22 protein-coding genes are annotated in these 25,060 nt (G+C 67.7%); 8 read left to right on the top strand and 14 right to left on the bottom strand.

Annotated features, from left to right (window positions below; translation table 11 throughout):
* Positions 1–117: 117 nt before the first annotated feature.
* Positions 118–2,085 (bottom strand): ABCB family ABC transporter ATP-binding protein/permease, encoded by a 1,968-nt coding sequence (locus MBTS_RS18995; protein WP_147831561.1) that lies wholly within the window; start codon positions 2,083–2,085, stop codon positions 118–120.
* Positions 2,086–2,207: 122 nt separating this feature from the next.
* Positions 2,208–3,818: a LysM peptidoglycan-binding domain-containing protein gene (locus MBTS_RS18990; protein ID WP_147831563.1), complete on the bottom strand. Its 1,611-nt coding sequence runs from the start codon at positions 3,816–3,818 to the stop codon at positions 2,208–2,210.
* Positions 3,819–4,033: 215 nt separating this feature from the next.
* Here MBTS_RS18990 and MBTS_RS18985 point away from each other — a divergent pair, with 215 nt between their 5' ends.
* A complete protein-coding gene (locus tag MBTS_RS18985; protein WP_147831565.1) occupies positions 4,034–4,630 on the top strand; it encodes an LOG family protein in 597 nt (198 codons plus the stop codon).
* Positions 4,631–4,724: 94 nt separating this feature from the next.
* Here the strand turns inward: MBTS_RS18985 and MBTS_RS18980 are convergent, their stop codons facing one another.
* From MBTS_RS18980 to dctP, 3 genes are read right to left on the bottom strand one after another with little or no spacing between them, the layout of a single operon-like run.
* Entirely contained in the window at positions 4,725–6,077 is a 1,353-nt protein-coding gene (locus tag MBTS_RS18980; RefSeq protein ID WP_018045347.1) for a TRAP transporter large permease, read from the bottom strand.
* Positions 6,074–6,718, bottom strand: coding sequence for a TRAP transporter small permease (locus MBTS_RS18975; protein ID WP_056139906.1), 645 nt, complete (start codon positions 6,716–6,718; stop codon positions 6,074–6,076). The genes MBTS_RS18980 and MBTS_RS18975 overlap by 4 nt, the downstream gene beginning before the upstream one ends.
* Entirely contained in the window at positions 6,715–7,734 is a 1,020-nt protein-coding gene (gene dctP / locus MBTS_RS18970; protein ID WP_018045349.1) for a TRAP transporter substrate-binding protein DctP, read from the bottom strand. Before dctP ends, MBTS_RS18975 begins: the two co-directional genes overlap by 4 nt.
* Positions 7,735–7,897: 163 nt before the next feature.
* On the opposite strand from dctP, the gene MBTS_RS18965 reads away from it, so the two are divergent.
* Both MBTS_RS18965 and MBTS_RS18960 read left to right on the top strand, forming a co-directional pair.
* Entirely contained in the window at positions 7,898–8,554 is a 657-nt protein-coding gene (locus tag MBTS_RS18965; protein WP_192216239.1) for a GntR family transcriptional regulator, read from the top strand.
* 127 nt (positions 8,555–8,681) lie between these two features.
* Complete coding sequence (locus tag MBTS_RS18960; RefSeq protein ID WP_192216238.1) at positions 8,682–10,358, top strand: methyl-accepting chemotaxis protein; 1,677 nt, start codon at positions 8,682–8,684, stop codon at positions 10,356–10,358.
* A 72-nt stretch (positions 10,359–10,430) separates the two neighbouring features.
* Here the strand turns inward: MBTS_RS18960 and MBTS_RS18955 are convergent, their stop codons facing one another.
* Positions 10,431–11,105, bottom strand: coding sequence for a GntR family transcriptional regulator (locus MBTS_RS18955; protein WP_056139898.1), 675 nt, complete (start codon positions 11,103–11,105; stop codon positions 10,431–10,433).
* Positions 11,106–11,250: 145 nt separating this feature from the next.
* The gene (gene zwf / locus MBTS_RS18950; RefSeq protein ID WP_056161427.1) at positions 11,251–12,729 is read right to left on the bottom strand and encodes a glucose-6-phosphate dehydrogenase; all 1,479 of its coding nucleotides are present in this window, start codon (positions 12,727–12,729) and stop codon (positions 11,251–11,253) included.
* Positions 12,730–13,468: 739 nt separating this feature from the next.
* On the opposite strand from zwf, the gene MBTS_RS18945 reads away from it, so the two are divergent.
* On the top strand, positions 13,469–15,013 hold the full coding sequence (locus tag MBTS_RS18945) for a Dyp-type peroxidase (RefSeq protein WP_147831571.1): 1,545 nt from the start codon (positions 13,469–13,471) through the stop codon (positions 15,011–15,013).
* Between the two features lie 42 nt (positions 15,014–15,055).
* Here the strand turns inward: MBTS_RS18945 and MBTS_RS18940 are convergent, their stop codons facing one another.
* Positions 15,056–15,892 (bottom strand): SDR family NAD(P)-dependent oxidoreductase, encoded by an 837-nt coding sequence (locus MBTS_RS18940; protein ID WP_147831573.1) that lies wholly within the window; start codon positions 15,890–15,892, stop codon positions 15,056–15,058.
* Positions 15,893–16,036: 144 nt separating this feature from the next.
* Here MBTS_RS18940 and MBTS_RS18935 point away from each other — a divergent pair, with 144 nt between their 5' ends.
* Positions 16,037–17,554: a L,D-transpeptidase family protein gene (locus MBTS_RS18935; RefSeq protein ID WP_147831575.1), complete on the top strand. Its 1,518-nt coding sequence runs from the start codon at positions 16,037–16,039 to the stop codon at positions 17,552–17,554.
* A gap of 5 nt (positions 17,555–17,559) precedes the next feature.
* On the opposite strand, the gene MBTS_RS18930 is transcribed toward MBTS_RS18935, so the two are convergent.
* From MBTS_RS18930 to MBTS_RS18920, 3 genes are all read right to left on the bottom strand, one after another.
* Positions 17,560–17,934 carry a VOC family protein gene (locus tag MBTS_RS18930; protein ID WP_056139886.1) on the bottom strand — a complete coding sequence of 125 codons (375 nt, stop codon included), beginning with the start codon at positions 17,932–17,934 and terminating at the stop codon, positions 17,560–17,562.
* A gap of 206 nt (positions 17,935–18,140) precedes the next feature.
* Positions 18,141–18,503, bottom strand: a complete 363-nt coding sequence (locus MBTS_RS18925; protein ID WP_018045358.1) for a hypothetical protein — start codon at positions 18,501–18,503, stop codon at positions 18,141–18,143.
* A gap of 147 nt (positions 18,504–18,650) precedes the next feature.
* On the bottom strand, positions 18,651–19,688 hold the full coding sequence (locus MBTS_RS18920; protein ID WP_147831580.1) for an alpha/beta hydrolase: 1,038 nt from the start codon (positions 19,686–19,688) through the stop codon (positions 18,651–18,653).
* Between the two features lie 234 nt (positions 19,689–19,922).
* Here MBTS_RS18920 and meaB point away from each other — a divergent pair, with 234 nt between their 5' ends.
* The 3 genes from meaB (at position 19,923) to MBTS_RS18905 (ending at position 22,028) form a co-directional block, all read left to right on the top strand.
* Positions 19,923–20,927, top strand: coding sequence for a methylmalonyl Co-A mutase-associated GTPase MeaB (gene meaB, locus MBTS_RS18915; protein WP_056139883.1), 1,005 nt, complete (start codon positions 19,923–19,925; stop codon positions 20,925–20,927).
* Positions 20,924–21,556, top strand: a complete 633-nt coding sequence (locus tag MBTS_RS18910; RefSeq protein WP_147831581.1) for a pyroglutamyl-peptidase I — start codon at positions 20,924–20,926, stop codon at positions 21,554–21,556. The genes meaB and MBTS_RS18910 overlap by 4 nt, the downstream gene beginning before the upstream one ends.
* A gap of 127 nt (positions 21,557–21,683) precedes the next feature.
* Positions 21,684–22,028, top strand: coding sequence for a CsbD family protein (locus MBTS_RS18905; protein ID WP_147831583.1), 345 nt, complete (start codon positions 21,684–21,686; stop codon positions 22,026–22,028).
* Between the two features lie 69 nt (positions 22,029–22,097).
* Here the strand turns inward: MBTS_RS18905 and MBTS_RS18900 are convergent, their stop codons facing one another.
* The 3 genes from MBTS_RS18900 to MBTS_RS18890 are packed head-to-tail and all read right to left on the bottom strand — an operon-like array spanning position 22,098 to position 24,807.
* The gene (locus MBTS_RS18900; protein WP_056139878.1) at positions 22,098–22,883 is read right to left on the bottom strand and encodes a 3-hydroxybutyrate dehydrogenase; all 786 of its coding nucleotides are present in this window, start codon (positions 22,881–22,883) and stop codon (positions 22,098–22,100) included.
* Between the two features lie 26 nt (positions 22,884–22,909).
* Entirely contained in the window at positions 22,910–23,653 is a 744-nt protein-coding gene (locus MBTS_RS18895; protein ID WP_056139874.1) for an acetoacetate decarboxylase, read from the bottom strand.
* Between the two features lie 35 nt (positions 23,654–23,688).
* Complete coding sequence (locus MBTS_RS18890) at positions 23,689–24,807, bottom strand: patatin-like phospholipase family protein (RefSeq protein WP_147831584.1); 1,119 nt, start codon at positions 24,805–24,807, stop codon at positions 23,689–23,691.
* Positions 24,808–25,060: the final 253 nt, after the last annotated feature.

Here is a 25,060-nt window from a genome sequence, read left to right as displayed (position 1 = left end):
TACTGGTCAATAGAGTTTCTTACCGCGCCCCCTCCTGAACAGTCATCGCATCGTGGATACGACCATCCATGATCGCGCATGGCCATGTCCCCTTGCCGATGCCCTCTTGCCGATGCCCTATTCGGCGGGCATCGGCTCCGGAACGACAGGCCTCATCGGTTGAGGATTGGCCTGCACATCGGAGAGTGACACTTCCTCGTCGGCCCGCCGCTCCTCCGCCCTCTTGAGAATCTCGCGGGCCTCGTCGGCCTCGCGCTGACGGCTCCACAGGGAGGCATAGACACCGCCGAGATCGAGCAGGCTCTGATGGTCGCCGCGCTCGACGATCACGCCCCGGTCGAGGACGATGATCTCGTCCGCATTGACCACCGTCGACAGGCGGTGGGCGATGACGAGGGTGGTGCGGCCACGGCTCACCTTGTCGAGCGCGTCCTGGATCTCGCGCTCGGTAAAGGAATCGAGGGCCGAGGTCGCCTCGTCGAGGACCAAGATCGGCGGCCCCTTAAGAATAGTGCGGGCGATGGCGACGCGCTGTTTCTCGCCGCCCGACAGCTTCAGCCCGCGCTCGCCCACCGGCGTGTCGTAGCCCTCCGGCAGGGAAGAGACGAAGCGGTCGATCTGGGCGAGACGAGCGGCCTCGCGGACCGCCTCGTCGCTCGCGTCCCATTGGCCGTAGCGGATGTTGTAACCGATCGTGTCGTTGAACAGGACGGTGTCCTGCGGGACCATGCCGATGGCGGCCCGAAGGCTGCCCTGTTCGACCCCGGCGATGTCCTGCCCGTCGATGAGGATGCGGCCGGATTGCGGCTCGTAGAACCGGAACAGAAGCCGCGACAGGGTCGATTTGCCGGCCCCCGACGGGCCAACGATGGCGATGGTCCGCCCGGCCGGCACTTCGAAGCTGACGCCGCGCAGGATCGGCCGTGCCGGGTCGTAGGCGAAGCGGACATCTTCGAACCGGACCACGCCGTCCGACACGGCGAGGGGTTTCGCGCCCGGCCTGTCGGCGATCTCGGGGTTGCGATGCAGGATCTGGAACATGTCGTCGATGTCGATGAGCGCCTGTTTGATCTCCCGGTAGATCATGCCCATGAAGTTGAGCGGCATGGAGAGCTGCACCAGCATCGTGTTGACGAGGACGAACCCGCCGAGCGTCGTGCGGCCGACCATGATGTCCCGCGCGGCGAGCCACATCACCACCGTCATGCCGATGGTGAAGATCAGGGCCTGGCCGGCATTGAGCACGGCGAGCGAGACGTAGGTCTGGGTCGAGGCCTTCTCGTATTTGGCCATGGAGCCGTCGTAGCGCTCGGCCTCGCGCAGTTCGGCGCCGAAATACTTCACCGTCTCGAAATTCAGCAGTGAATCGACGGCCTTGGTGTTGGCATCGGTATCCGAGTTGTTCATCCGCCGGCGGATCTCGATCCGCCATTGCGTCGCCTTCCAGGTGAAGGCGAGGTAGGCCGACACCATGACGAAGACGACGAACGAATAGAGCCAGTCGAATTCGTAGGCGAGGACGCCGATGACGAGGAGGAACTCGACGATGGTGGGGACCAGCGTCAGCACCATCAGGCGAGAGAGTTCCTCGATGCCGCCGCGCCCGCGCTCCAGCACGCGGGTGAGGCCGCCGGTCTTGCGCTCCAGGTGGAAGCGCAGGGAGAGCCGGTGCATGTGCTCGAAGGTCTGGAGCGCGAGGCGGCGCACCGCATGCATCGCCACCTTGGCGAAGAGCCCGTCGCGCACCTGGGTGAGCACGGCCATGATCACCCGCGACAGGCCGTAGAGCCCGATCATCAGCATCGGTGCCGCGAACAGGCCCGTGGGGAGCGTCGCGCCGAGACCGTCCTTGTCCCCCACCGCCGCCACGAGGGCGTCGGTCGCCCATTTGAAGGTGAAGGGCGTCAGCATCGTCACGAACTTGGCGACGAGGAGGAGGCCGAAGGCGAGGAAGACGCGCCGCTGCAGGTCCGGCCGGGTATGGGGCCAGAGATAGGGCCACAGGCGCCGATAGGTGGCGAACAGGCCGGGGCGCTCGGGCGGCGTCGTGCCGCCGCCCGCCGCGGAGGTGGGATCGGTGCTCATTCAGGCAAACTCGGGCAGCGGGACCGGGAGCGGTCGAATTCAGCTCCCGATATAGTCCCTCGAACCGTTCCAGACAGTCGCCCAGCGGCGCAGGGCCGGGATGCAGGATGCGCGGTCGCGGCTCAGCTGCGTCGCTTGTCCTGCGGCAGCGTGGAGGCACTCTCGGACGGGACGACGAAGATCTGGCCGGGATAGATCAGGTCGGGGTTGCGGATCTGCGGCTGGTTGGCATCGAAGATCACCGTGTATCGGGTCCCCTTGCCGTAGACCCGCCGGCTGATCTCCCAGAGGCTGTCGCCGCGGGTGATCCGGGCGGTGTTGATCTCCGGTACGAACACGCTTTGAGGCGCGGACGAGGGCTGGATCGCCAGGGCCGACACCGCTCTCGCGCCGGCTTCGTCCGTCGTCGGGCTCGGCTGCGACCGGCCCATCGTCATGGCAGAGGCCGGCGCGCTCGGCGAGGCGTCCTGGGGTGCCCCCTGGATCGGGCGACCGAGGGACGAGGCAAGAACCGGCGAGGATTTGGCATGCGGCCTCGCCGCCGGCGCGGCGCTCGGCGAAGGCTTGGCCGCGAGAGTCGGCGGCGCCGCGTTCGGCGGCGCGTCCTGTAGCGGACCGACCACGGGCTTTGCCGCATGCGGCATGGAGAAGGCGACTTCGGACCGGTTCTTCACCTTGCCCGAGACGGGATCCACCTGATCGATACGGATCCGGTAATCGCCGGGGGCGACCCCGCGCCCGATCGTGAACGAGACCCGCCCGTCGGCGCCGACGCTGCCGGGCGCGATCTGGGCGTCGTTGATGTAGAGGCGGACGGTGGCACCGGCCGGCGCCTGCCCGGTGACGAAGAGGCGTCCGCCCTCCTCCGCATCGACACTGACGACCTTCACCGGCACGGCATCCGGCTTCGGCGCGCCGGACGAGTCGGGACCGGCCGCTTCAGGCTTGGCGGCAACCGCGCCATTCGCTTGAGCTGGATCGCCCGGGGCCCTGGCCGTGCTGCCGGACTTGTCCGCACCGGCGCCCTTCGGACCGCCGCCGGCCACCTTGGCCGAGGCCGCATCCACCGGACGATCCGGCTGCGACAGGACGACGGTGGGTTTGTCGGGGGACGTCAGGGCGATGAGGGGCTTGGTGGTACGGTCGGCGGAGACCACCACCATGACGGTCTCCCGCGCCTGCCGACCCTGGCCGTCGGCCCCGATCGAACTCAGGGTGATCTCGCTGCTACCGGCGGGGAGCGCAGGCGGGACGATGGCAAACTGGCCGGACGGGTCGATGAGCGCACGGGCAATCGGGTGGTTGTCGCGCAGCATCTCGACGGTGGTGTTGGGGGTTCCGCGACCGGCGATCACGGTCTCGCCCGTCGGCTCGACGCGGATGATGTCGAAGGTCGGAGCCTGCGCCTGATCCTGCGCGGCCGGCGGGGTGCCCGTCTGCCCGGTGGCGCCCCTGCCCCCCGCCGACGACTTTCCCGGCGTCGTCGAAGCCCCCTCATCGCGGCGCGCCGGAGGCGTCACCGGCGAGCCGGGAGCGGCGGGCGATTCCGCCGCCCGCGATTCGGGCGTGCTGGTCTCCTTCGTCCGAGGCGACGTCGCCGCGGCGACGGGCTGCTTGTCGCCCTGCGCGAGCTTGAACATCTCGCCGGTGCCGAACAGCACGACGACCAGGGCGAATCCGGCCAGCAGGCCACCGCCCGCGAGAATCAGGCCTCGCCGCCACTGCGCCGTCATGGCACCCCCGCTCTTCAAATCCCTCGACTTTGCGGCAGATAACATCGTCGGGTTTCGACTCTGGCTGTCGACAAAACGTCGATTGATGGCGACATACTAGCCGACATGATCTCAACACCAAATCGCGCTTCCCCCCGAAAGGCGGGATCATTCACGAAATCAGCAGTTTGGCCCCTGGATGGCGCCTCCCTGCCCCTCATCGGGGGAGGCTCGGCATGGCCCCGGTGAAAAACGTCTGCGTCTATTGCGGCTCGGGCTTCGGGGGCGACCCGGCCTTCGCCGAGGCCGCGGCGGCGCTTGGCCGCTCCCTGGCGGAAGCCGGGCTCGGCCTCGTCTATGGCGGCGGCAATGTGGGGCTGATGGGCACGGTGGCTCAGGCGGTGCTCGATGCCGGCGGCCATGTCACCGGCATCATCCCCGACTTCCTGAAATCGCGCGAGCGGATGCTGGACGCCATCCAGGAGACCATCGTCGTCGGCGACATGCATACCCGCAAGCGGCTGATGTTCGAGCGGTCCGACGCCTTCGTGGCCTTGCCCGGTGGCATCGGGACCCTGGAAGAACTCGTGGAGCAGCTCACCTGGGCGCAGCTCGGCCAGCACAAGAAGCCGATCCTGCTTCTCTCGATCGCCGATTTCTGGACGCCGCTGCTGACCCTCCTCGACCACATGCGCGACCAGGGCTTCATCCGCGAGGGGCTGGAGCTGAACTACCTCGTGGCCAAGGACGCCGCCGAGGTCATCGGCCTGCTGCAGAGCCAATCAGCGGAGACGTCGCCGGAGGCAGAGGCTTTCGTGGCCGAGCGGTTCTGACCGCACGCCGGTTTCGCCGCCTCACCTCTTGGCGTACGGCACGGCCTCCTTCCCCTGGGATGGGCAGGAGAAGGGGGCCGTGTGGTTGTCTCCGTCACCGCGTCGAGGGCAGGAGCCAGTTCGGCAGCCACATGGCGATGCCGGGGACGAGGCAGAGGATCAGGATCGCCACGGCCATCAGGATCACGAAGGGCAGCGTGCCCCAGATGATGTCCTTCAGCGGGATGTCGGGGGCGATGTTCTTGATGACGAAGATGTTGAGGCCCACCGGCGGGTGGATCAGCCCCATCTCCATCGTGATGGTCATCACCACGCCGAACCAGACGAGGTCGAACCCGGCGGCCTTCAACGGCGGCAGAATGATCGGCGCGGTCATCAGGATGATCGAGACCGGCGGCAGGAAGAAGCCGAGCAGGATCACGAGGCCGAGGATCGTCACCAGCAGCACCCACTTCGACAGCTGCATCGCCACGATGGCGGCCGCCGCCGATTGGGAGATGTGCAGGTAGCTCATCACGTAGGCGTAGAGCAGCGACATGCCGATGATGAGCATCAGCATGGTGGATTCCCGCAGGGTCGCCGCGAGGATCGGGGTCACGTCTTTCGGGCGCCAGACGCCGTAGATGACCGCGATGAGGCCGAGGGCCAGGAGGCCGCCGAGGCCGGCCGTCTCCGAGGGCGTGGCGTAGCCGCCATAGAGTGCCACCATCACGCCGGTGAGCAGGATCACGAAGGGCAGCACGCGCGGCAGCGTCGAGAAGCGCTGGCGCATGCTGTAGGTGTCCTCGGCCAGGATCGCCGAGGCGGTGCCGTGGCGCTCGTAGGCGTCCTTCGCGGCGGCGTATTCCGAGCGGAAGCGGTAGACCGACCAGGCGGCGAACAGACCGACCAGCAGCAGGCCCGGCCCGATGCCGGCGAGGAACAGGCGGCCCAGCGACTGCTCGGCGGCGACCGCGTAAAGGATCATGGTGATGGAGGGGGGCAGCAGGATACCGAGGGTTCCGCCCGCCGCGATGATGCCGGCGGCGAAGCCCGGCGAGTAGCCGCGCTTCCTCATCTCCGGAATGCCCGCCGAGCCGATGGCCGAGCAGGTGGCGGGCGAAGACCCCGCCATGGCGGCGAACAGCGCGCAGGCGAAGACGTTGGCGATGCCGAGGCCGCCCGGGATCTTGTGCATCCAGGCATGCATGGCCGAGTAGAGGTCCTGACCCGCCTTGGACCGGCCGATGGCCGCGCCCTTCAGGATGAAGAGCGGGATCGACAGCAGGGTGATGGAGGCCATTTCCTCGTAGACGTTCTGCGCCACCGTATCGAGGGAGGCGCCGGGCATGAAGAAGAACATGAAGGCCAGGGCGACGAAGCCCAGGGCGAAGGCGATGGGGATACCGGCGAGCATCGCGCTGAGCGTCGCGCCCGCATAGAGGAAGCCGATGGCCGCGACGCTCATGGGTGGTTGCCCGTCTTCAGAGGAGTCTTGTTGAGATCGGCACCGAGGCCGACCTTCGGGTTGGCCCAGCCCGCCGCGCGCGGGCCGTAGGTGAGCGCCTCGACGATCTGCAGCAGGAATTGCAGGCCGAGGAAGCTCATGCCGATCGCCATGAGCGCGTAGGGAATCCACAGGGGCGGCCCCCAGGAGGATTGCGAGACCTGCCCGTCGACCCAGGCCTCGTGCAGCAGCGTCCAGCTCTTCCAGGCGAAGAAGGTGACGAACACGATGCTGATGATGTCGGCCATCAGCAGGCGGGCCCGGTTCACGCGGGGCGAGAGCAGGCCGCTCAGGGCCTCGATCGCCACATGGCCGCGCTTGGCCTGCACGGCGGCGGCGGAGAAGAAGGTGGCCCCCACGATGAGGAACACCGCCATCTCGTCCTGCCAATCGGTGGGCTCGTGCAAAGCATAGCGCACGACCACGCTGTAGCTGAGCACGAGGCAGGCGCAGACCAGGGCGATGCCGCCGAGCAGCATGATCACCCGGTTGATGGCCTTCATGCCCCTGTCGAGATGCCCGAGAATCCCGGGGATCCGGGGCTCGGGCGCCATCGTGGCGGTCTCTGAAGCGGCCGAGGCCGCGTCGAAGGCGTGGCTCACGACACCTGCTCCGCCAGCTTGAGGAGCTCGGCGCAGCTGGCCGACTTGCCCGCGAAGTCCTTCCAGGCAGTCTCACGGGCGATGTCGCGCCACTGGCCCAGCGTCTTCTCGTCGAGGTTCTGGACCTTGGCTCCGGCCTTGGTGAAGATCTCCTCGACCTTTGTGTCGTCCGCCTTGGCGCCGGCCTGGCCGAAGGGTTCGAGTTCGGCGCCGATCGCCATGATGAGATCCTGCTGGTCCTTGGGCAGGCGCTCGAAGGCGATCTTCGACATCATGATCGGCTCGAGCATGAACCAGTAGGAGCGCTCGCGGCCGGACGTCAGGGACTTCGACAATTCCTCCAGGCGGAACGAGATCAGGCTGGTGGACGAGGTGATCACCGCATCGCAGGCGCCGGTCTGCATGGCGGCGTAGGATTCGCTCGACGGGATCGACAGGGTGGCAGCACCCGCCTGCTTCATCATCAGGTCCATCTCGCGCGAGCCGCCACGGACCTTGAGGCCCTTGGCGTCCGCCGGAGCGTAGAGGGGACGCTCGCGGCTGGCGACGCCGCCCGATTGCCAGACCCAGGAGACGAGGAGGATGCCCTTCGAATCGAGGATCTCGGTGATCTTCCGGCCGACCGGCGCCGCCTTCCAGGCGACGGCCTGCTCGTAGGAACTCACGAGCGCCGGCATCAGGCCGATATTCATCTCCGCCACCTCGCCGCCCGCATAGGGCGACGGGTAGAGGCTCATATCGAGGGCGCCCTTGCGCATGGCGCCGAACTGGGCGTTCGTCTTCATCAGCGACGAGCCGGGATAGACCTGCACCTCCAGCGCGCCTTTCGAGCGCTCGGCCAGGAGAGCGGCGAACTTGCGGCACATGCGGTCGCGGAAGTCGCCCTCGTCGATGGTGCCGCCGGGGAACTGGTGCGAGATTTTCAGGGTCGTCGCCGCCTTGGCCTTCAGCCCCATCGACAGGATAGCGGGGGCGGCGAGGCCGGATGCGACGAGGGCGCGGCGTGTCAACGTCATGGCGTCTCTCCCGGGCGGACCTTTGTGGTCTCGCTGTTTTGCGGCGCAACATTTATACTGCAACGCGCATTCGATATACCAACGAACTATGTCTTGTATATTTTGTCAACGACATTGAATAATGGATCGCAACGAATTTCATGACCTATAGGACGGGAACGCCATGACCCGATCGCTCAGCCTCAGGCAGACGATCGAGACGGAGATCGTGGATGGTCGGCTGGCCATCGGCTCCCGCCTCGACGAGACCGAGCTGGCCGAGCGCTTCGGCGTCTCGCGCACGCCGATCCGCGAGGCGTTGCTGCAGCTGGCGATGACCGGCCTCGTGGAGATCAAGCCGCGCCGGGGCGCCATCGTCAGCGCGCCCGATCCGGAACTGCTCGTCGCGATGTTCGAGACGATGGCCGAGATCGAGGCCTCGTGCGGCCGGCTCGCCGCCCGCCGGCTGATCGCGGCCGACGAGACCGCCTTGAAACAGGCGCTCGCCGCCTGCGCGGCGGCGGCGGCCGACGAGGACCCCGAGACCTACTACCAGGAGAATTACGTCTTCCACACGGTGATCTACCGCGCCTGCCGCAACAACTTCCTGTGCGAGCAGGCGCGGCTTCTCCACCGGCGCCTGACCCCGTTCCGGCGGATGCAGCTGAGAGCGCGTCACCGGCTGGGGCAATCCCTCGCCGAACACGAGGCCATCGTCGCCGCCATCGTCGCCGGCGACGAGATCGCGGCGTCGGACCGGCTGCGCGCCCATGTCATCGTCCAAGGGGACAGGTTCTCCGATCTCGTCGCCAACCTGCGCTCGATCAGCGACGCGGCGTGAAACCGGCCGGCCGACAAGAGTGGACTATCGCCGGCAAGCTTTCGGGCGGAGACCAAACTTTCGTTAGGAATTAGCCATCATGGTCACGGCGATTTTGCATAAATTCGCTCGTTCCCCGGATCGTTTCATGCGCCTCTCCATCAAGACGACGCTCATCGGCCTGTTCACCGCGCTCGCCATCATTACCACCGTGCAGGGCGTGGTTGCTCTGCGGAAGCTCGTCGCCATCGGTGGCCGGATCGAGTTGCTGGCCTCGAATGCGCTACCTTCGGTCGATGCGGCCCATGCCCTGAATGCGCTGGTGATGCGCACCCGCCTCTGGCAGTTCCGCTACCTGATGGCGGAGGACGAGGCCGAGCGTGCCCTGAGCGTCAAGAATGCCGGCGAGATGATCCAGAGCGTCGAGAAGAACAGGAACGCCTATCGTCTCCTCATCGGTTCGCCCGAGGAGCAGGCGCTGTTCGATGAGTTCGGTGCGAAGTGGCAGATCATGCTCGACGGCTGGAATGGCCTGAGCAAGATCGATCCCTCCCAGCGCGCGGCGATCACCGAGCGTTTTCGTGGTCCGATGAACGCCGAGTACCTCGCCGCGACCGCCGCCGGACGCAGGCTCGTCGAATTCAACGGCCGGGCCGGAGCGGCAGCCAGCGCGGCCGCGCGCGAGGAACAGGCGCAGGCGGTCTTCACCACGCAGATCATGCTGGTCGCGGCCGTCGTCATGGCGCTGGCCGCCATGGCCTTCGCGTTCTTCGGGGTGTCGCGTCCCATCGAGCGGGTGACGGCCGCCATGCGCCGTCTGGCCTCCGGCGATACCGAGGTCACCATCCCCGGCACCGGACGGCGGGACGAGATCGGCGCCATGGCCGCGACCCTGGACACCTTCCGGGACAATCTGGTCCGTACCCGTGCCCTGGAGAGTGAGGCCGCCCTGGCCCGTGCCGGGGCGGAAGCCCAGCGCAGGTCCGCCGCCCTGGCCTTGGCCGACGGTTTCGAGAATGCGGTCGGCGATATCCTGACCCGGGTCTCGGCGGCGGCGACGCAGTTGCGTTCGACCTCCCAAGGCATGTCCGGCACCGCCACGGAGACGGCGCACCAATCCGTCGCCGTAGCGGCGGCGGCCGAACAGGCGGGCACCAACGTCACCATGGTGGCGGCAGCGGCGGAGGAACTCGGTTCGTCCGTCATGGAAATCGGCCGTCAGGTGGACGGCTCCACCAGCTTGGCGCACCAGGCGGTGGAGGACGCGACGCGGACGGGCGCGCAGATGAAGGATCTGAGTGACGCCGCGGCGAAGATCGGCGACGTCGTCGCGATGATCGCCACCATCGCTGGCCAGACCAACCTCCTCGCCCTCAACGCCACCATCGAGGCGGCCCGTGCCGGCGAGGCGGGCCGGGGCTTTGCCGTCGTGGCGGCCGAGGTGAAGGAACTCGCCAACCAGACCGCGCGGGCCACCGACGAGATCGGCAGCCAGATCGGCCGGATCCAGGGCTCCACCGGCCAAGCCGTCACGGCGATCGAAACGATCACCGCCCGCATCCGCGAGATCAGTTCCGTCGCCACGTCGATCGCGGCGGCAGTGGAGGAGCAGGGGGCGGCGACCCAGGAGATCGTGCGCAACATCAACCAGGCCGCCGAGGGCACTGGGGAGGTGACGACCAACATCGCGGGCGTGGCGGGCGCCGCCGAGGAGACGGGCGCCGCAGCCTCTCAGGTGCTGGCCTCCGCCTCCGAACTCTCCCGGGAATCGGAGCATCTCAACGCGGAAGTGGGGCGCTTCCTGGCCACGATCCGCGCGGCCTGAGACGGCCCTGCCCGTCGACGTCCCGCACCCGATCGGCGTCCTGAGGCCGGGTCCCGTCGTCGGGTCGGCCCTTCAGGTCCCCGCGCCGAAATTCTCGGCGATGACCGGGGTCTTGGAGCGGATATGGTCGCGCATGAGCGTCGCCAGCGCAGGACCGTTCCGGGCGTGGAGGAGTTCGATCATCCGTTCGTGCTCGGAGACGGCACGGCTCCATTGCTCGGCGGTCTGGTGAACGGCATAGCGCGAGCGCTGGATGCGGCCCGACAGGCTGGCGTAGATGCTGCCCAGCACAGAATTGCGGCTCGCGGCCATGATCGCTTCGTGGATCGTGCGATTGAGCCGGAAATACGTGGCCTCCTCGCCGTCCTTCCAGGCCTTCACCATGGCGTGGTGATCCCGCTCGATCTCGGCGACCTCCTCGTCGCCGATGGTGCGGCAGGCGAGATCGGCCGCGGTCGCCTCGAGGCCGGCGATGACCTCGATCATTTCCTCAATCTCGACCTGGGACAGGCTGGCCACCCGCGCCCCGCGGTTGGGCAGCAGTTCGAGCAGCCCTTCCGTGGCGAGGATCTTGATCGCCTCGCGCAGGGGCGTGCGCGAGATGCCGAACCGCTCGGTGAGCTCGCTCTCGTTCACCCGCGCCCGTGGCTCGAGTTCCCCCGACTGGATGAGATCCCGCATCCGGTCCACGACTTCGTCGTGGAGGTAGCGGCGATTGATCCCGACCGCCGAGTCCAGCTTTTCCATGGGGGCGTAGGTCTTGTCGTTGGAGGGTGGATACTCTCCTGAGGTTTAGGCGTCGGGCATCGGCCTGTCGAGGGAGAGCCCGATTAGTTGTTTTTATTCCGGTCTTACAAATAACTTAGCACCTGAGACGACGCCCCCCCGCCGATCAGTGCATTTCCTCGTGCCAGGTCCGTCCGTCCCGCTCGATCAGGGCGATGGCGGCGGTTGGGCCCCAGCTTCCGGCCGGATAGGCGCGGGGCGGCTCGGGCCGGTCCGCCCAGGCCTTCAGCAGCGAATCGGCCCAGGCCCAGGCCACCTCCACCTCGTCGCGGCGCATGAACAGGGTGGCGTTGCCGCGCACCACGTCCATCAGCAAGCGCTCGTAGGCATCGGGATACCGCTGCTTGAACGTCTCCTCGAAGGAGATGTCGAGGTTGGTCGGCCGCAGGCGCATGCCGCCCGGCCCCGGGTCCTTGGTCATCACTTCGAGCTTGATCCCCTCCTCCGGCTGGAGCCGGATGACGAGGCGATTGGGCTCGCGCCCGAAGGACTCAGCCGGGAAGATCGAGAAGGGAGAGGCGCGGAACTGCACCACGATCTCGGAGAGCTTCTGGGGCAGGCGTTTCCCGGTGCGGATGTAGAAGGGCACCCCGGCCCAGCGCCAGGACTGAACTTCGAGCTTGAGGGCGACGAAGGTCTCCGTTCGGCTCTCCGTCTCGCCGCCGAGATCGGCGCGGTAGCCCTGAACCGGTTTGCCGTCCACGGCGCCGGCCGCGTACTGGCCGCGCACGGTGACGGCCTGGACGTCGTGGGGCGTGATCGGCTTCAGCGCACGCAGCACCTTCAGCTTCTCGTCCCGCACCGAATTGGCGTCGAGGGTGAGCGGGCTCTCCATCGCCATCAGGCAGAGAAGCTGGAGCAGGTGATTCTGCACCATGTCGCGGAGCGCCCCCGACGTGTCGTAGTAACCGGCACGGCCCTCGACCCCCACCGTCTCGCCCACCGTGATCTGGACGTGGTCGATCACGTCCGCCGTCCACAGGCGCTCGAAGATGGTGTTGGCAAAGCGCAGGGCGAGCAGGTTCTGCACCGTCTCCTTGCCGAGGTAATGGTCGATGCGGAAGATCTGCTCCTCGGGGAAGACCTCGCCGACCGCGTCGTTGATGGCGCGGGCCGATTTCAGATCTTTGCCGATGGGCTTTTCCAGCACCACCCGCGACTTCTCACCGATGAGCCCATGGGCCGAAAGGTTGCGGCAGATCGAGCCGTAGAGATCCGGCGAGGTGGCGAGATAATAGGGCCGCACCTGGTCCGGCCGTTCGGCGAGCTTGGCGGCGAGATCCTCCCAGCCGTCGTCGCCGGCCCCGTCCACCGCCACGTAGTCGAGATGGTCTAGGAAGGCGGCAAGCTTGTCCTCGTCGAGGTCGCGGGCCGGGACGAAGCGCTTGAGCGCGTCACGCGCCCGCTCGCGGAACGCCTCGACGCTCATCTCGGAGCGGGACGCGCCGATGATGCGGCTGGTGCCGGGAATCTGCCCGTCCTTGTAGCGGTAATACAGGGCAGGCAGCAGCTTGCGGGTGGTCAGATCGCCTGTGGCGCCGAACACGACGCAATCGAAGGAGGCGACGGGGATGATGGTGGCCAAAGGGCTACTCCCGGGTTTGTCAGCGCCGGTTGAAACGGGCCGATCTTGGGCCCAGCGGCCCCGGCAATCCGGCCCCGCGATCGTGGCGATGCCATACCCTGCAAGCAAGAGCGCCGCCAGCAGGGCTGCCGGGTAATTGCATCACTCGCCTGGCGCCCGCCTCCTGCTCGGAAGCGCCCTCCGCCGGATCGGCCGAAGCCGGGAAACGAGCATTACCCGGGACGGCGCGAGATGCCCAGTGAGTCTACGCACACGGGGATCATGGACGGGAACGAACCAGTCCTGCGACGACATTTTCAGTCGAAAACCGCGCTCCTTCCGCCGGCAGCTTTCACTCCAGCGTATCGCCAGACCGCCCCCCCGTCGTGCTCAAGCGGTGACGGTCCGGTCCCAAGTGTAACACCTTTGGGTCACCCCACGATCTATCATCATACCAATTCGTCCTTTCGATTTCGACCAGAGCGAAGTATAGACGTGTTAGCGGAAGACACAGCATTTCAGCGGCAAAATCCTGCCATGACTTCCGATCGGGACGAATCCCGAAGCGTGATCTATCCCCGGCGACTCGCAGATGCCGAGAGATCAATTCATTTCCAAAAGTCCATTAACTTGCATTAAATGCCGGATACGGCTCAAATATTATGCCCCGGCAACTGTAGATAATCACTTTTTGATCCTGCAAACACGCAACGGCACCCGCGTGAACGGGTCCGTGTGACCATTCCGGAGGGACGACCACATGGCCCGCGATATCGCAGACGAGCCGTTGTTCCCGCTCGACGCCATCCAGGGCGACATCCTCGCCGGTTTGCCCAAGCGCCACGAGCACCTGATGTTCTTCACGATCACCGATCCGGCAGCGTTCAAGGCATTCCTCAAGTCCCTCCACATCACGAGCATGCAGGATTGCATAGACGATCGGGCCAAAATCGCGGCCCAGAAGCTCATCAACGCACAGCTCGTCCCGACGCCCGGACTGAACCTCGCCTTCACCTTCGCGGGTCTGGACAGGCTCGATGTGGAGGATGCCGCAACGATGACCGGAGCGGATGCCTTCAGGGAGGGGATGGCGAGTCGCCAGGCGATCCTGCAAGACCCGCCGTCGTCCGAGTGGACGGCACTGAATCCAGACCCCGATCTCCACGGTGTCTTCATCGTCACCGGCGCTTCGCACGCCGAAGTCGTCGACGTCATGTCCCTGAGGCTGGTCCCGCCAGCCGAGAACGGATGGAGCCTGCTCCATGAGGAGGTCGGTCAGGTGCGACCGGAGCCGGTGGTGGGTCACGAACATTTCGGATACGCGGACGGCGTCTCTCAACCGGGCCTCCGGGGCCGGATCGGCCACGACACCCCGTTCCATCCGACGGCCGAGGGCGGCAAGGACAATCAGGCCGCCCTGGGCCAAGATCTCCTGTGGCCGGGCGAGTTCGTGTTCGGCTTCCCCGGACAAAATCCGAACGCCCCGCGGTTCGAGGTGAAGGGCCCGGTCGCCGAACCGCCGATCCCTTTCATGAACCACGGGGCCTATCTTGTCATTCGGCGCCTCGCCCAGTTTGTTCCGGAATTCAACGCATCGGTGAAGACGGCTTCCGCGGCGATCCCCGCCGGAGCGGACTTGGCCGATCCCGACCTCCTCGGCGCCCAGATGGTGGGGCGCTGGAAGAGCGGTGCGGCCATGATCAACGCGCCGAGAGGTGACGACCGCAGCGTCGGGGACAACACGCCGCGCGCCAATGATTTCGAATTCGGCGAGGATCGAGAGGGCGTCGTCTGCCCGTGGGCCGCTCATATCCGCAAGGCCTATCCGCGCGACGATGTCCGGCACGAACTCGAACCCGACGAGAAGGCCATCGGCAGAGCCGAAGCGTTCACGCAGAGCCACCGCATGATGCGCCGGGGCATCTCTTTCGGGCCGGAAGTCACCGAGGCCGAGGCATTGTCCGGCGTCTCGGGCGCGATCGACAACGCCGGCACCCCCGACGAAGACAGCAAGGTCCGGCTGTCCCGCGGGTTACTGTTCAAATGCTACGTCACCTCGATCGACGACCAGTTCGAGTTCGTCCAACGGAGCTGGTGCAACGCGGACGACTTCTCCCACCCGGCCAGCGGCATCGATCCGATCATCGGCCAATCGGCCTCTGTCGACCGTCCCTTCAAGGGCGCGGCTCCGTTCTCGCTGGTGGAGGCGAACAGGCCGGATTTCAACCTCAGGAGCTTCGTCCGGATGGAAGGCGGCGAGTATTTCTTCGCCCCCTCCATCCTGGCCCTGAAGGAACTGTCTTGACGGGGCGGCCGCATCGCCACGGCGGGCTCCGGGGACCGCCCTTCATCGGGAAGCGAGAAAGTCCTTGAACGCCTCGGCAAAATCCGGATGCCAGCGTGAGAGCGCGGGCCGGTTCTCGATCACGTCCCCCGCCGCCCAGGCGATGCGGCGCTCGTCCTGCTCGCGGGTGGTCTCGTTGTCGGGGCAGAGGATGTAGAAGTCGCCCCGGCCCATCGCCTCGATCATGAGTTCCACCGTCTCCTCCGGTGTCCAGGCGCCCTCGGGCTTCTCGGCCACGCCGCGCGCCTTCGTCAGGCCGGTAAAGACGAAGCCGGGGATCAGCAGGTGGGCGCTGACCGGCGCGCCCTCCCGCCCGCGCAAGTCATGCGCGAGGGCCTCCGCGACCACCTTCACCCCGGCTTTCGAGACGTTGTAGGGCGTGTTGCCCGGCGGCGTGGTGATCCCCTGTTTCGAGCCGGTGACGATGACCGCGCCGGGCTCGCCCGCCTCGATCATCGCCGGAACGAAGGCCTGGATACCGTTGACGACGCCCCAGAGGTTGGTGTCGAGGATGCGCCGCCAGGTCGCGTCGTCCGAGAACAGGCGACCTCCGGCCTCGATCCCGGCATTGAGCATGACGAGCGCGGGCGCGTCGCCCGCCGCCTCGCGCAGAGCGTCCATGTCCTCGCGGCGGCCGACATCGGTGGGACGGGCCAGCACATCGGCGCCCGTCGCCGCGATCTCCGCGCGCGCCGTCTCCAGCGCCTCGCCGGGCAGGTCGGCGAGGACGACCCTCATGCCGGAAGCGGCGAACCGCCTGGCGGCGGCGAGCCCGATGCCGCTCGCGGCTCCCGTCACGACGGCCGTGCCGCCTCTGCGGATCGCGGGATGATGAATCATGGCACGGCCTCCTTGGCGGTTCGGGTTGGCCGGGAGGTAGGGCGGGGTGTCCCGTTTTGTCAGGGCCGCCCGGCAGGGAGGCGGAGGAACTTGGTAACCATCCCGCCCGCATGATCCGGCTCTGTCTGCTCATGAGGGCTGCCTGTGTCGTCGCGTTGCGTCGTGTTCCCGTCGATCCTGAGTGCCGGCCTGTCGCCGCTGGCGCTGATGCTGTGCCTGACCGGCGCTGGGGCCGAACCGGCTCCGGTTCCCCCAGAGGCGCCGCCGGCTGCCGCCAAGCCTGCGCCCAAGGCCGAGGCCGGTCCGAGACCCGACGCCGCTCCGAAGCCCGAACAGGTGGCGCCGGCGAATGCGGTCCCGCTGGCGCAAGGCGCGGAGTCGGCACCGGCGGCGCCGAAGAAATCCCGCGAACTGCCTCCCCTCGTGGTGGCGCGCGTCTCGGACGACCCCGTCCCGACCCTGGCGCCCTCGACCTTCCTCGACACGTTCCGCATGGCCGAGCGCTATCAGGCCATCGTCGATGCCGGGGGCTGGGGGACCCTGCCCGCCGACCTGACGATCAAGCCGGGTGCCCGCGACCCGAACATTCCAGCACTTCGCCAGCACCTCGTCCTCACCGGCGATCTGCCGGCCGGCGTGCCGAGCTCCGACGTGCTCGACCCCATCCTCGTCTCGGCGGTGAAGGCGTTTCAGGCGCGCCACGGACTGCCCGAGACCGGCATGGTCGGCCGCCAGACGGTGACCGCCCTCAACGTGCCGGCGGCGACCCGCCAGCGCCAGCTCTCGGCCTCGGCCGCGCGGCAGATCGGCTCCAACTTCCCCTACGGCGACCGTTACGTGGTGGTGAACATCCCGTCGGCCGCCGTGGAGGCGGTGGAGAACGGCGTCGTGGTGCGCCGCTACGTGGCCGTGGTCGGCAAGCCTGACAAGGCGACGCCGCGGATCGAGGCGCGCATCACCGACGTGAACCTCAACCCGACCTGGACCCTGCCGGTCTCCATCATCAAGAAGGAGATCATCCCCAAGATGCGGAAAGACCCGGGCTATCTCGCCCGCGAGCGGATCCGCATCCTCGGCCCCGGCGGCGTCGAGGTCGATCCGACGACCATCGACTGGGCCGGCGAGAAGGCCGCGAACTACACGCTGCGCCAGGATTCCGGCCTCGACAACTCGCTGGGGCAGGTCCGCATCGACATGCCGAACAAGCAGGCCGTGTACATGCACGACACGCCGTCGAAATCGCTGTTCGCCCGCGAGGTGCGTTTCCACTCGCATGGCTGTGTACGGGTGGCCCAGGTGAAGGAGCTGGCGGGCTGGCTTCTGGAGGGCACTCCCGGCCCGAGCGGCCCCGGCTCGACCTGGGGACCGATGGAGATCGAGGCCAACATCGCCACCAACGAGCGGCTCGATATCAAGCTGCCGAACCAGATCCCGGTCACCTTCGTCTATCTCACCGGCTACGCCACCCCGGACGGACGCGCGCATTTCCGCGACGACATCTACGGCATCGATTCGCCGGCGGTGCCGATGCGGGACGCGGTCATGACGGGCTCCATCACGCCGAAGAAGGCGGCGCCCGCCGCTCCGGCGAAGGCTCCGGGCAACGCCCCGGTGCCGCCGGGCCTGATCCCGCAGAAGGCGGCGCGACCGGCGGCGAACTGACCGGATCAGCCGCGCTGCAACAGCTCGATCCGGACCCCGTCCGGTCCGTCGAGAAACGCGGTGCGAAGCCCGGGGCGGACGTCGGTGATGTCGATGACGAAGGCGACACCGCGGCGCTTCAGATCGGCGACCGTGCTCTCTAGGTCGTCGACGGCCAGGCCGATATGCTCGATGCCCCGGTTCGGCGGCTTGGCGGCGGGGCCGGCCTCGGGCGCGTGCTCGATGAAGAGGGTGAGCCCCGACAGGTCGAGGACCACGCGCGTCACGGACGGCGCACCTTCGCGGGCGATCTCGCGGGCGCCGAAGGTCTCCGCATAGAAACCGGCGGCCGCCACGGCGTCCCGGCTGCGAAGATGAAGGTGTTCGAAGCGGAAAGTCATGCGGTCCTCGCTCTGTGCCGAGACTCGTGGCAGGCATCGCGCCCACGCCGTGTTCGAGACCTTGCCCGATCCCGGCGGATACCCCAACGGCTCAGGGATAGCCCGCAAGAGCCGCCGTCAACGGCTGGCAGAAGGGATCGCGATACAAGGCCCCGCCCGTGTCCGGGCGAGGCGGTCGGCGATAGATGATCCTGCGGGATCAGACCTTACGAATCGAGGCCGGCATCCTCGTCGATATCCACGAGGAACACGATGTCGGCGTCGTCCTCGCCGTCTTCATCCTCGTCCTCGTCGGGCTCTTCGGCGCTCTTGGCGTGGCGCATGTCGGGCTCGAACGGGGCGTCCTCCTCCGAATCATCCTCTGCCAGGGCATCCTCGAAGATCTCGATCTCGTCCTCGGTGGCGGGGCGGATCTTGAGCTCGGAGGTGCCGTTCCACAGCACCTTGCCGTCGCTCTTCATCGCCTGGATGTCTTCCTTGAAGCCGTCGCAGGTGAACAGGTCGCGAGCGGTTTCCTCGGTCCCGTTGATGACCGCGATGGCCACGCCATCGATATCGAGTGTGAACATCGCACAATCCTCATTCTGGGCGCGCCGGGAGGCGGCCGCGTCGGCGTGGGAATCGTCAGCCCGACAGCCGCCCGTGTAGGGGCGAACGGGGCCGAGGCCAAGACCTCAAGCCACGTCCTCAAGCTGAGTCTTCTTGCGGTGCAACGTTCAGGCGCCGCCCGCCGCCCGGCCGATGGCGCGCTTGACCACGCCCTGGACCTCAGGATTCGACAGGAACAGGTCGTGGTTGATCAGGCCGCCGCCGTAATCCGAGGCATCCGCCACGCGGACCCCGAGGGCCTCGAGGCGCTCGCGGTCGGCTGCGCCCGCACGCACGACGCCGCCCGCGATGGCACCGGAGAGTTCCAGCGCCCGGTCCTTGGTGGACGAGATCACGGTGATCTTCGACACGTCCGGCCCCATCCGCTCCACCGCCCCGGTGAACAGGTCGATGTCGATGTCGGGGGCGGCGAGCACGATGGCGCCGATGCGTGCCATCGCCGCCTCGCCGGCCTCGGCGCGCAGCATGCGGATGGTCTCCAGGGTCAGCAACGTCCCCATGGAATGGGCGACGATGTTGATGCGCCCGCCGGAGGGCGAGCCAGCCAGCGCCTTGAGGAGATCCTCGAACGCATCGCGCGACCATAGGGCGCTCTCTCGGTCGTAGCCGTAATCGAAGGTGGCGGCGGCGGACGGCCAGGTGAACAGGGCCGAGGCGCCCCGGAAACGGATGCCGTCCGACAGGCGCGCCGCACTCACCGCCGCGGAAGCGAAGCTCTCGCGGTAGCCGTGGACGTAGATCAGCACGTCTCGCCCGAAGGCGGCCTGGGTGAAGGCCGCCGCCGCGCTGGGTCCGGTCTCGACCTGCGGCACCGCCGTCACCGCCCAGTCCCCGCTGACCACGGAGGAGACCTTGCCGATGAGCGAGCGATCGGGGGCCGAGACACGGACTTCGGCAAAGCTCAGACCGCGCCCGCGCTCGGAACTGAAATACGGGCTCTTGGGCGGGCTGCCCACGGGCTTGCGGGTGGTCGCCACCAGCAGGATCGGGCTGACGTCGAGGTTCGATTGCCGCTCGGGGCCGGTGCCCCCGGTGACGAGCCCTTCGGTGACGCAGCCGGCGAGGCCCGGCGTGAGGCTCGCGACGCCCAGAAGGGCGGCGCCGCGGATGAGCGAGCGGCGGGTCTGCGATGGTGCTCCCGGCATGCGGTTTCGGATCATGGCGTGTCGACGGCCCCGTGATGGCCCGGCGCTCGGTCCCGGCTCTCTCGTCCTACCCTGTCGGCGACGATCGTGACCATGGCAGGGCGCGGACGTGGCGGGAGGCGATGTGAATTGCGGGCAGAGCCCGGTCCGTGGCCCGGCGGGTACAGGTACTCCCGCGCCAGGGACCCCGGTGCAACGACACGCGCCCCCTCGACGAAACCGGGCCGGCCCGGCATGAAGGGGCTCATGGCTCTTCCTCCTTCCCTCGACCTCGATTCCCTGCGCGAGCGGCTGCTCGCGGGCGACCGTGCGGCTCTGGCGCGGGCGATCACCCTGGCCGAATCGAAACGGGCCGATCACCGGGCGGCGGCGCGCGACCTCATCGATGCGGTGCTGCCGCAGACCGGCACCGCGATCCGCGTCGGCATCACCGGGGTGCCGGGGGTCGGCAAGTCCACCACCATCGACAATCTCGGCGCCAACCTCACCGCCGCCGGGCACAAGGTTGCGGTGCTGGCGGTGGACCCCTCTTCCAGCCGCACCGGCGGGTCGATCCTCGGCGACAAGACCCGGATGGCGCAGCTGGCGCTCGATCCCAACGCCTTCATCCGCCCCTCCCCCTCCTCGGGAACGCTGGGGGGTGTCGCCGCCAAGACCCGTGAGACCATGCTCCTCTGCGAGGCGGCGGGGTTCGACGTCATCCTGGTGGAGACGGTGGGCGTCGGCCAGTCGGAGACGGCGGTGGCCGACCTCACCGACTTCTTCCTCGTGCTGATGCTGCCCGGCGCCGGCGACGAGTTGCAGGGCATCAAGAAGGGCATCCTCGAACTCGCCGACATGATCGCGGTGAACAAGGCAGACGACGGCGAGGGCGAGCGCCGGGCCAATGCGGCGGCCGGCGAATACCGGGCCGCGCTCCACATCCTCAGCGCACCGAGTTCGAGCTGGACGCCCCCCGTGGTCACGATCTCCGGGCTCAACAACAAGCGCCTCGACGCGCTATGGGACAAGGTGGTCGACCACCGCAACAAGCTCACCGCCACCGGCGAGATCGCGAAGAAGCGCCGGGCGCAGGACGTGAAGTGGATGTGGGCCCTCGTCCACGAGCGCCTGCACCAGCGCCTCGTCGGCTCGCCCGAGGTGCGCAAGCAGACCGCGGAGGCGGAAGCCGGCGTGGCACGGGGCGAATCCTCCCCGGCCGCCGGCGCGGAGGCCATCGCAACCCTGATCGGGCTGTGACGCGGGGGCATCTCCTCGTCACCGGCTTCGGCCCCTTCCCCGGCATGCCGCGCAACCCGAGCGAAACGCTCGCCCGGCAGGTCGGACATCTCGGCCGGCATGGCATCGCGGGGGTCCCGGTGCGCACGCTGATCCTGCGCACCGCCTATGCGGCTCTTTCCGAGTCGTTGAAGCCGGCCCTCGCCGAGAGCCCGGCCGCCGTGCTGATGATCGGCGTCGCCGGGCGCGCCAAACGGGTTCGCGTCGAGGCTCGCGCGCTCAACCGGGCGAGCCGGCTGTTTCCCGATGCATCGGGGCGGATTCCGACCACCCTGCGGCTCGACCGTCAGGGACCGGCGCAGCGCGAAACCGCCATCGCGGCCCGCGCCTTGGTCTGCCTGAAACGACAGGGAATTTCGGCGATCCCGTCCCGGAATGCCGGCCGCTACCTGTGCAATGCCAGTTACTTCCAGGCGCTGGCCGAGCCTATCCCGGTTCTGTTCCTCCACATCCCACCCGTCCGGGCGGCATGGCGGCGATCCGCGTCGCCCGCGCGAAAACGGCGCGATCCCCTGGCGGTCCTCCCCAGGGCGGTGGCCGAGGTGGGGCGTCTGCTGCTCATCGAAGCCCGGGAGCGACACGCCCCGTAAACCGCTCGCTCAAGAAAGTTGTCGTGCGATGGTGCGCTTGGCCGGTTCGCACGTTCTGTGACCATCGGATGCGGGCGCCGCCTTGGAAGCGCCGATCACGCGTTGTCGATTCTGAAGGAGCAGACCAATGGTTGATACGGATCGGGTCGTCGGAGCGGCCAAGGATTTCGGCGGCCGCGCACAGAGCGCCATCGGCGATGCCGTAGGATCGTCGCGCAATTCGGCGGAAGGCCGCTACCGCGAGGCGGAAGGCCGCGCCCAGGAGGTCTACGGCCAGGCCAAGGACACCCTGCGCGATGTCGCCGGAAACGTGTCGGATTACGCCGGCGAGGCCTACGATCGCGGCGGATCCTATGTCCGCGACGGCGCCCGCGCCGTGGAGAGCCGCGTCGAGGAGAACCCGATCATCGCCCTGGTGATCGCGGGAGCCGTCGGCTACGGCCTCGCCCTGCTGCTGCACGGCCGCCGCTGAGCCTTCACGGCCCATCGCCTGTCGATCGCCCTGCCTCGCCCTCCGGCGAGGCAGGGCTTTCTGTGTCGGCTACTGCGCGGTCCAGCCACCATCCATGGGGATGTTGGCGCCGGTGATCTGGCTGGCACCGTCGCCGCACAGGAAGACGGCGAGGGCCGCCACCTGCTCCACCGTCACGAACTGCTTGGTGGGCTGGGCCGCCAGCAGCACGTCGTTCATGACCTGCTCCTTCGTCAGGCCCCGCGCCTTCATCGTGTCGGGGATCTGCGCCTCGACCAGCGGCGTCCAGACATAGCCCGGCGAGATACAGTTCACGGTGATGCCGTGGGTGGCGAGTTCGAGGGCGGCGGTCTTGGTGAGGCCCGCGATGCCGTGCTTGGCCGAGACGTAGGCCGACTTGAACGGCGAGGCGACCAGCGAATGGGCCGAGGCGGTGTTGATGATCCGCCCCCATTTGCGCGCCTTCATGCCGGGGATGGCGTAGCGCATCGTGTAGAAGGCCGAGGACAGGTTGAGGGCGATGATCTGCTCCCACTTCTCCGGCGGGAAATCCTCGATCGGCGAGACGAACTGGACGCCGGCATTGTTCACGAGCACGTCGACGGAGCCGAACGTCTCTTCGCCAAGGCGGATCAATCCCTCGATCTCGCCGGGCTTGGTCAGGTCGGCCGGGGAATAGGCCGCCTTCACGCCGAAATCCGCCTCGATCCCGGCGCGCTCCTTCTCGATGTCCTCGGGCTTGCCGAAGCCGTTGATGACGACATTGGCGCCTTCCTTGGCGAAGGCGCGGGCATAGGCGAGGCCGATGCCGCTGGTGGACCCCGTGACGACGGCGGTCTTGGATGTCAGGATCATGGAAGCCTCTCGGGTCAACTGAGCGATCAGGCGAGATAGTCGTGCAGCACCTGCCCGTAGGGCAAGGTGAAGTCGACGATCATGTGCCGACCCCCGACGATGCGCTTCACCGGCAGGTCGGCGACCCGGCAGTTCACGTGCGGGATCAGGTCGAGGCGGGCCTCGCCGTCCCAGGCGCCGTGGACGGTGATGTCCTCCAGGCGATAGCCCACGAGCTGGGCCACTTTCGGCGCGCCGGTGACATCGGGGAGGAGCTTGAGGTTGACGTTGAGGCGGCCGAGGCCGGCCTTCACCGTGTCGAGCTCCTTCTCCAGGCTCTTGTGCTTGTAGGTCATGGTGCCCATCGCCACCCGCTCCTCGTCGTAATGGAGCGTACCGGTGAGGGTGTCCTTCGTGACCTTGAGGCGGGGCACGCCCCATTTCTTCGGGAAGCCCCAGATCTCGCGGCCGGCGGTGATCGGCGGCTCGTCGTCGAGATACATCTGGATCGAGAAGTTGCAGGCCTCGCCGTTATAGGTGGCGATGGCGCCCGAGCCGCTCTCCTCGTAATCGCCGAAGCCGGAGGAATCCGGCATCTTCATCCACTCGTAATAGACGAGGTTCTCGGGGTGCGGCTCCAGGGGCTCCGGCAGCGCCCGGCGCAGGGCCTCCGCATCGGTCTCGTAGGTGATGATGAGGTATTCGCGCCTGAGGAAGCGATACGGCCCGCGCGGATAGCTCGGGCTGAAGGCGGGCATTGAGGGGACGTGCAGGATCTCGTCGCGGGTCATGGCGTGGGGCTCCCGTGTAGAAAATCAGGGCGGGGTCAGTCGCGGGCGTCCCGCGTCAGGTCGAACACGGCGACGCCGGTTTCGTCGTGCACCCGGTCGCACCAGGCGGGGGAGCGCAGAGAGCGGCGCATGTCACCGGCACCCGCCGCCCAATGTTCCAGCATGGTGGCGCGGGAGAACTCGTAATCCTTCGAGTTCCCCTCATAGGCCTTCCGCCGGTAGATCAGCTGCATCACGGTGGTGAAGTTGGCGTGGGTGACCTGGCGCAGGTAGGCGACGTCCTCGTCGCTCATCAGCTCGGGGGGCAGCTTCTCGGCCAGCCGCCGGAAGGCGGCCTTCGCCCGGCGGGCTTCGAGGTTCTTGTCGGTGTTGAGCCGGGTGCGGCTCGAGAAGCGGATGTCCTTCTCGCGCTCTGCCGATTCGATGAGAGTGCGCGGCATAGGCCCGCGCGCCGCGAACAGGTCGACCTGATAGACCACGAGGTCGCGGGTGCGCTCCTCGTCGAGGATGTACTGCAACGGCGTGTTCGAGACGATGCCGCCGTCCCAATATTGCTCGCCGTCGATGGTCACCGGCGGAAAGCCCGGCGGCAGCGCGCCAGAAGCCATGATGTGCTCGGCCGTGATCCGGTCGCAGCGATTGTCGAAATAGACGAAGTTGCCGGTGCGCACGTTCACAGCGCCGATGCTGAGCCGGGTCCGGCCCTCGTTGATGAGATCAAAATCCACGAGCCGCTCCAGCGTCGCCTTCAGCGGAGCGGTGTCGTAGTAGCTCAGCGCTTCCGGTGCGCCGGGTGGGTAGAGGGTGGCCGGAGGAAAGCGCGGCTTGAAGAAACCGGGCACGCCCACGGTGGCGATCCAGTTGGCGCTGGCTTCGTTGAAGGCCGCCCGCGCCTGCTCACCGGGGAACCAGGGCGAGCCCATCACCCCGGAGGAGACCTGCTCCCAGAACGCCTTCAGCCGCTCCACGCGGCGCTCGGGCGAGTTGCCGGCGATCAGGGCCGCGTTGATGGCGCCGATGGAGATGCCCGCCACCCAATCGGGCGCGATGGCCTCCGCCGCCAGGGTCTCGTAGATGCCGGCCTGATAGGAGCCGAGGGCCCCGCCGCCCTGGAGCACGAGGACATGGGACTCGCCGCTGGAAAACTCTGTCACGGGCGCGGACCTCTCACGGACGTCCCTCGACGCCGTTCACCGGTGAAGCAAGGTGGACGTCGAACGATGACGGCACCATGACCCAAGGCCGAACCGATGACCATCGTCCCGCAGTGCGAAGACGGCTCGGGAGGGCGGGATGGTTGACAGGCGGTGTTCCTTCGCCAACACCGCCGGGCCAACCGCGGCTTTTCCCGCCCGCCCCTGCCCCTTATACACACTTCCGAGCCCCCGGGACCGACCTAGAAATCTT

Source organism: Methylobacterium bullatum, assembly GCF_014845095.1.
GTDB lineage: Bacteria > Pseudomonadota > Alphaproteobacteria > Rhizobiales > Beijerinckiaceae > Methylobacterium > Methylobacterium bullatum.
The sequence above is the reverse complement of the archived record's forward strand: the minus strand, read 5'-3'. Positions and strand labels throughout refer to the sequence as shown.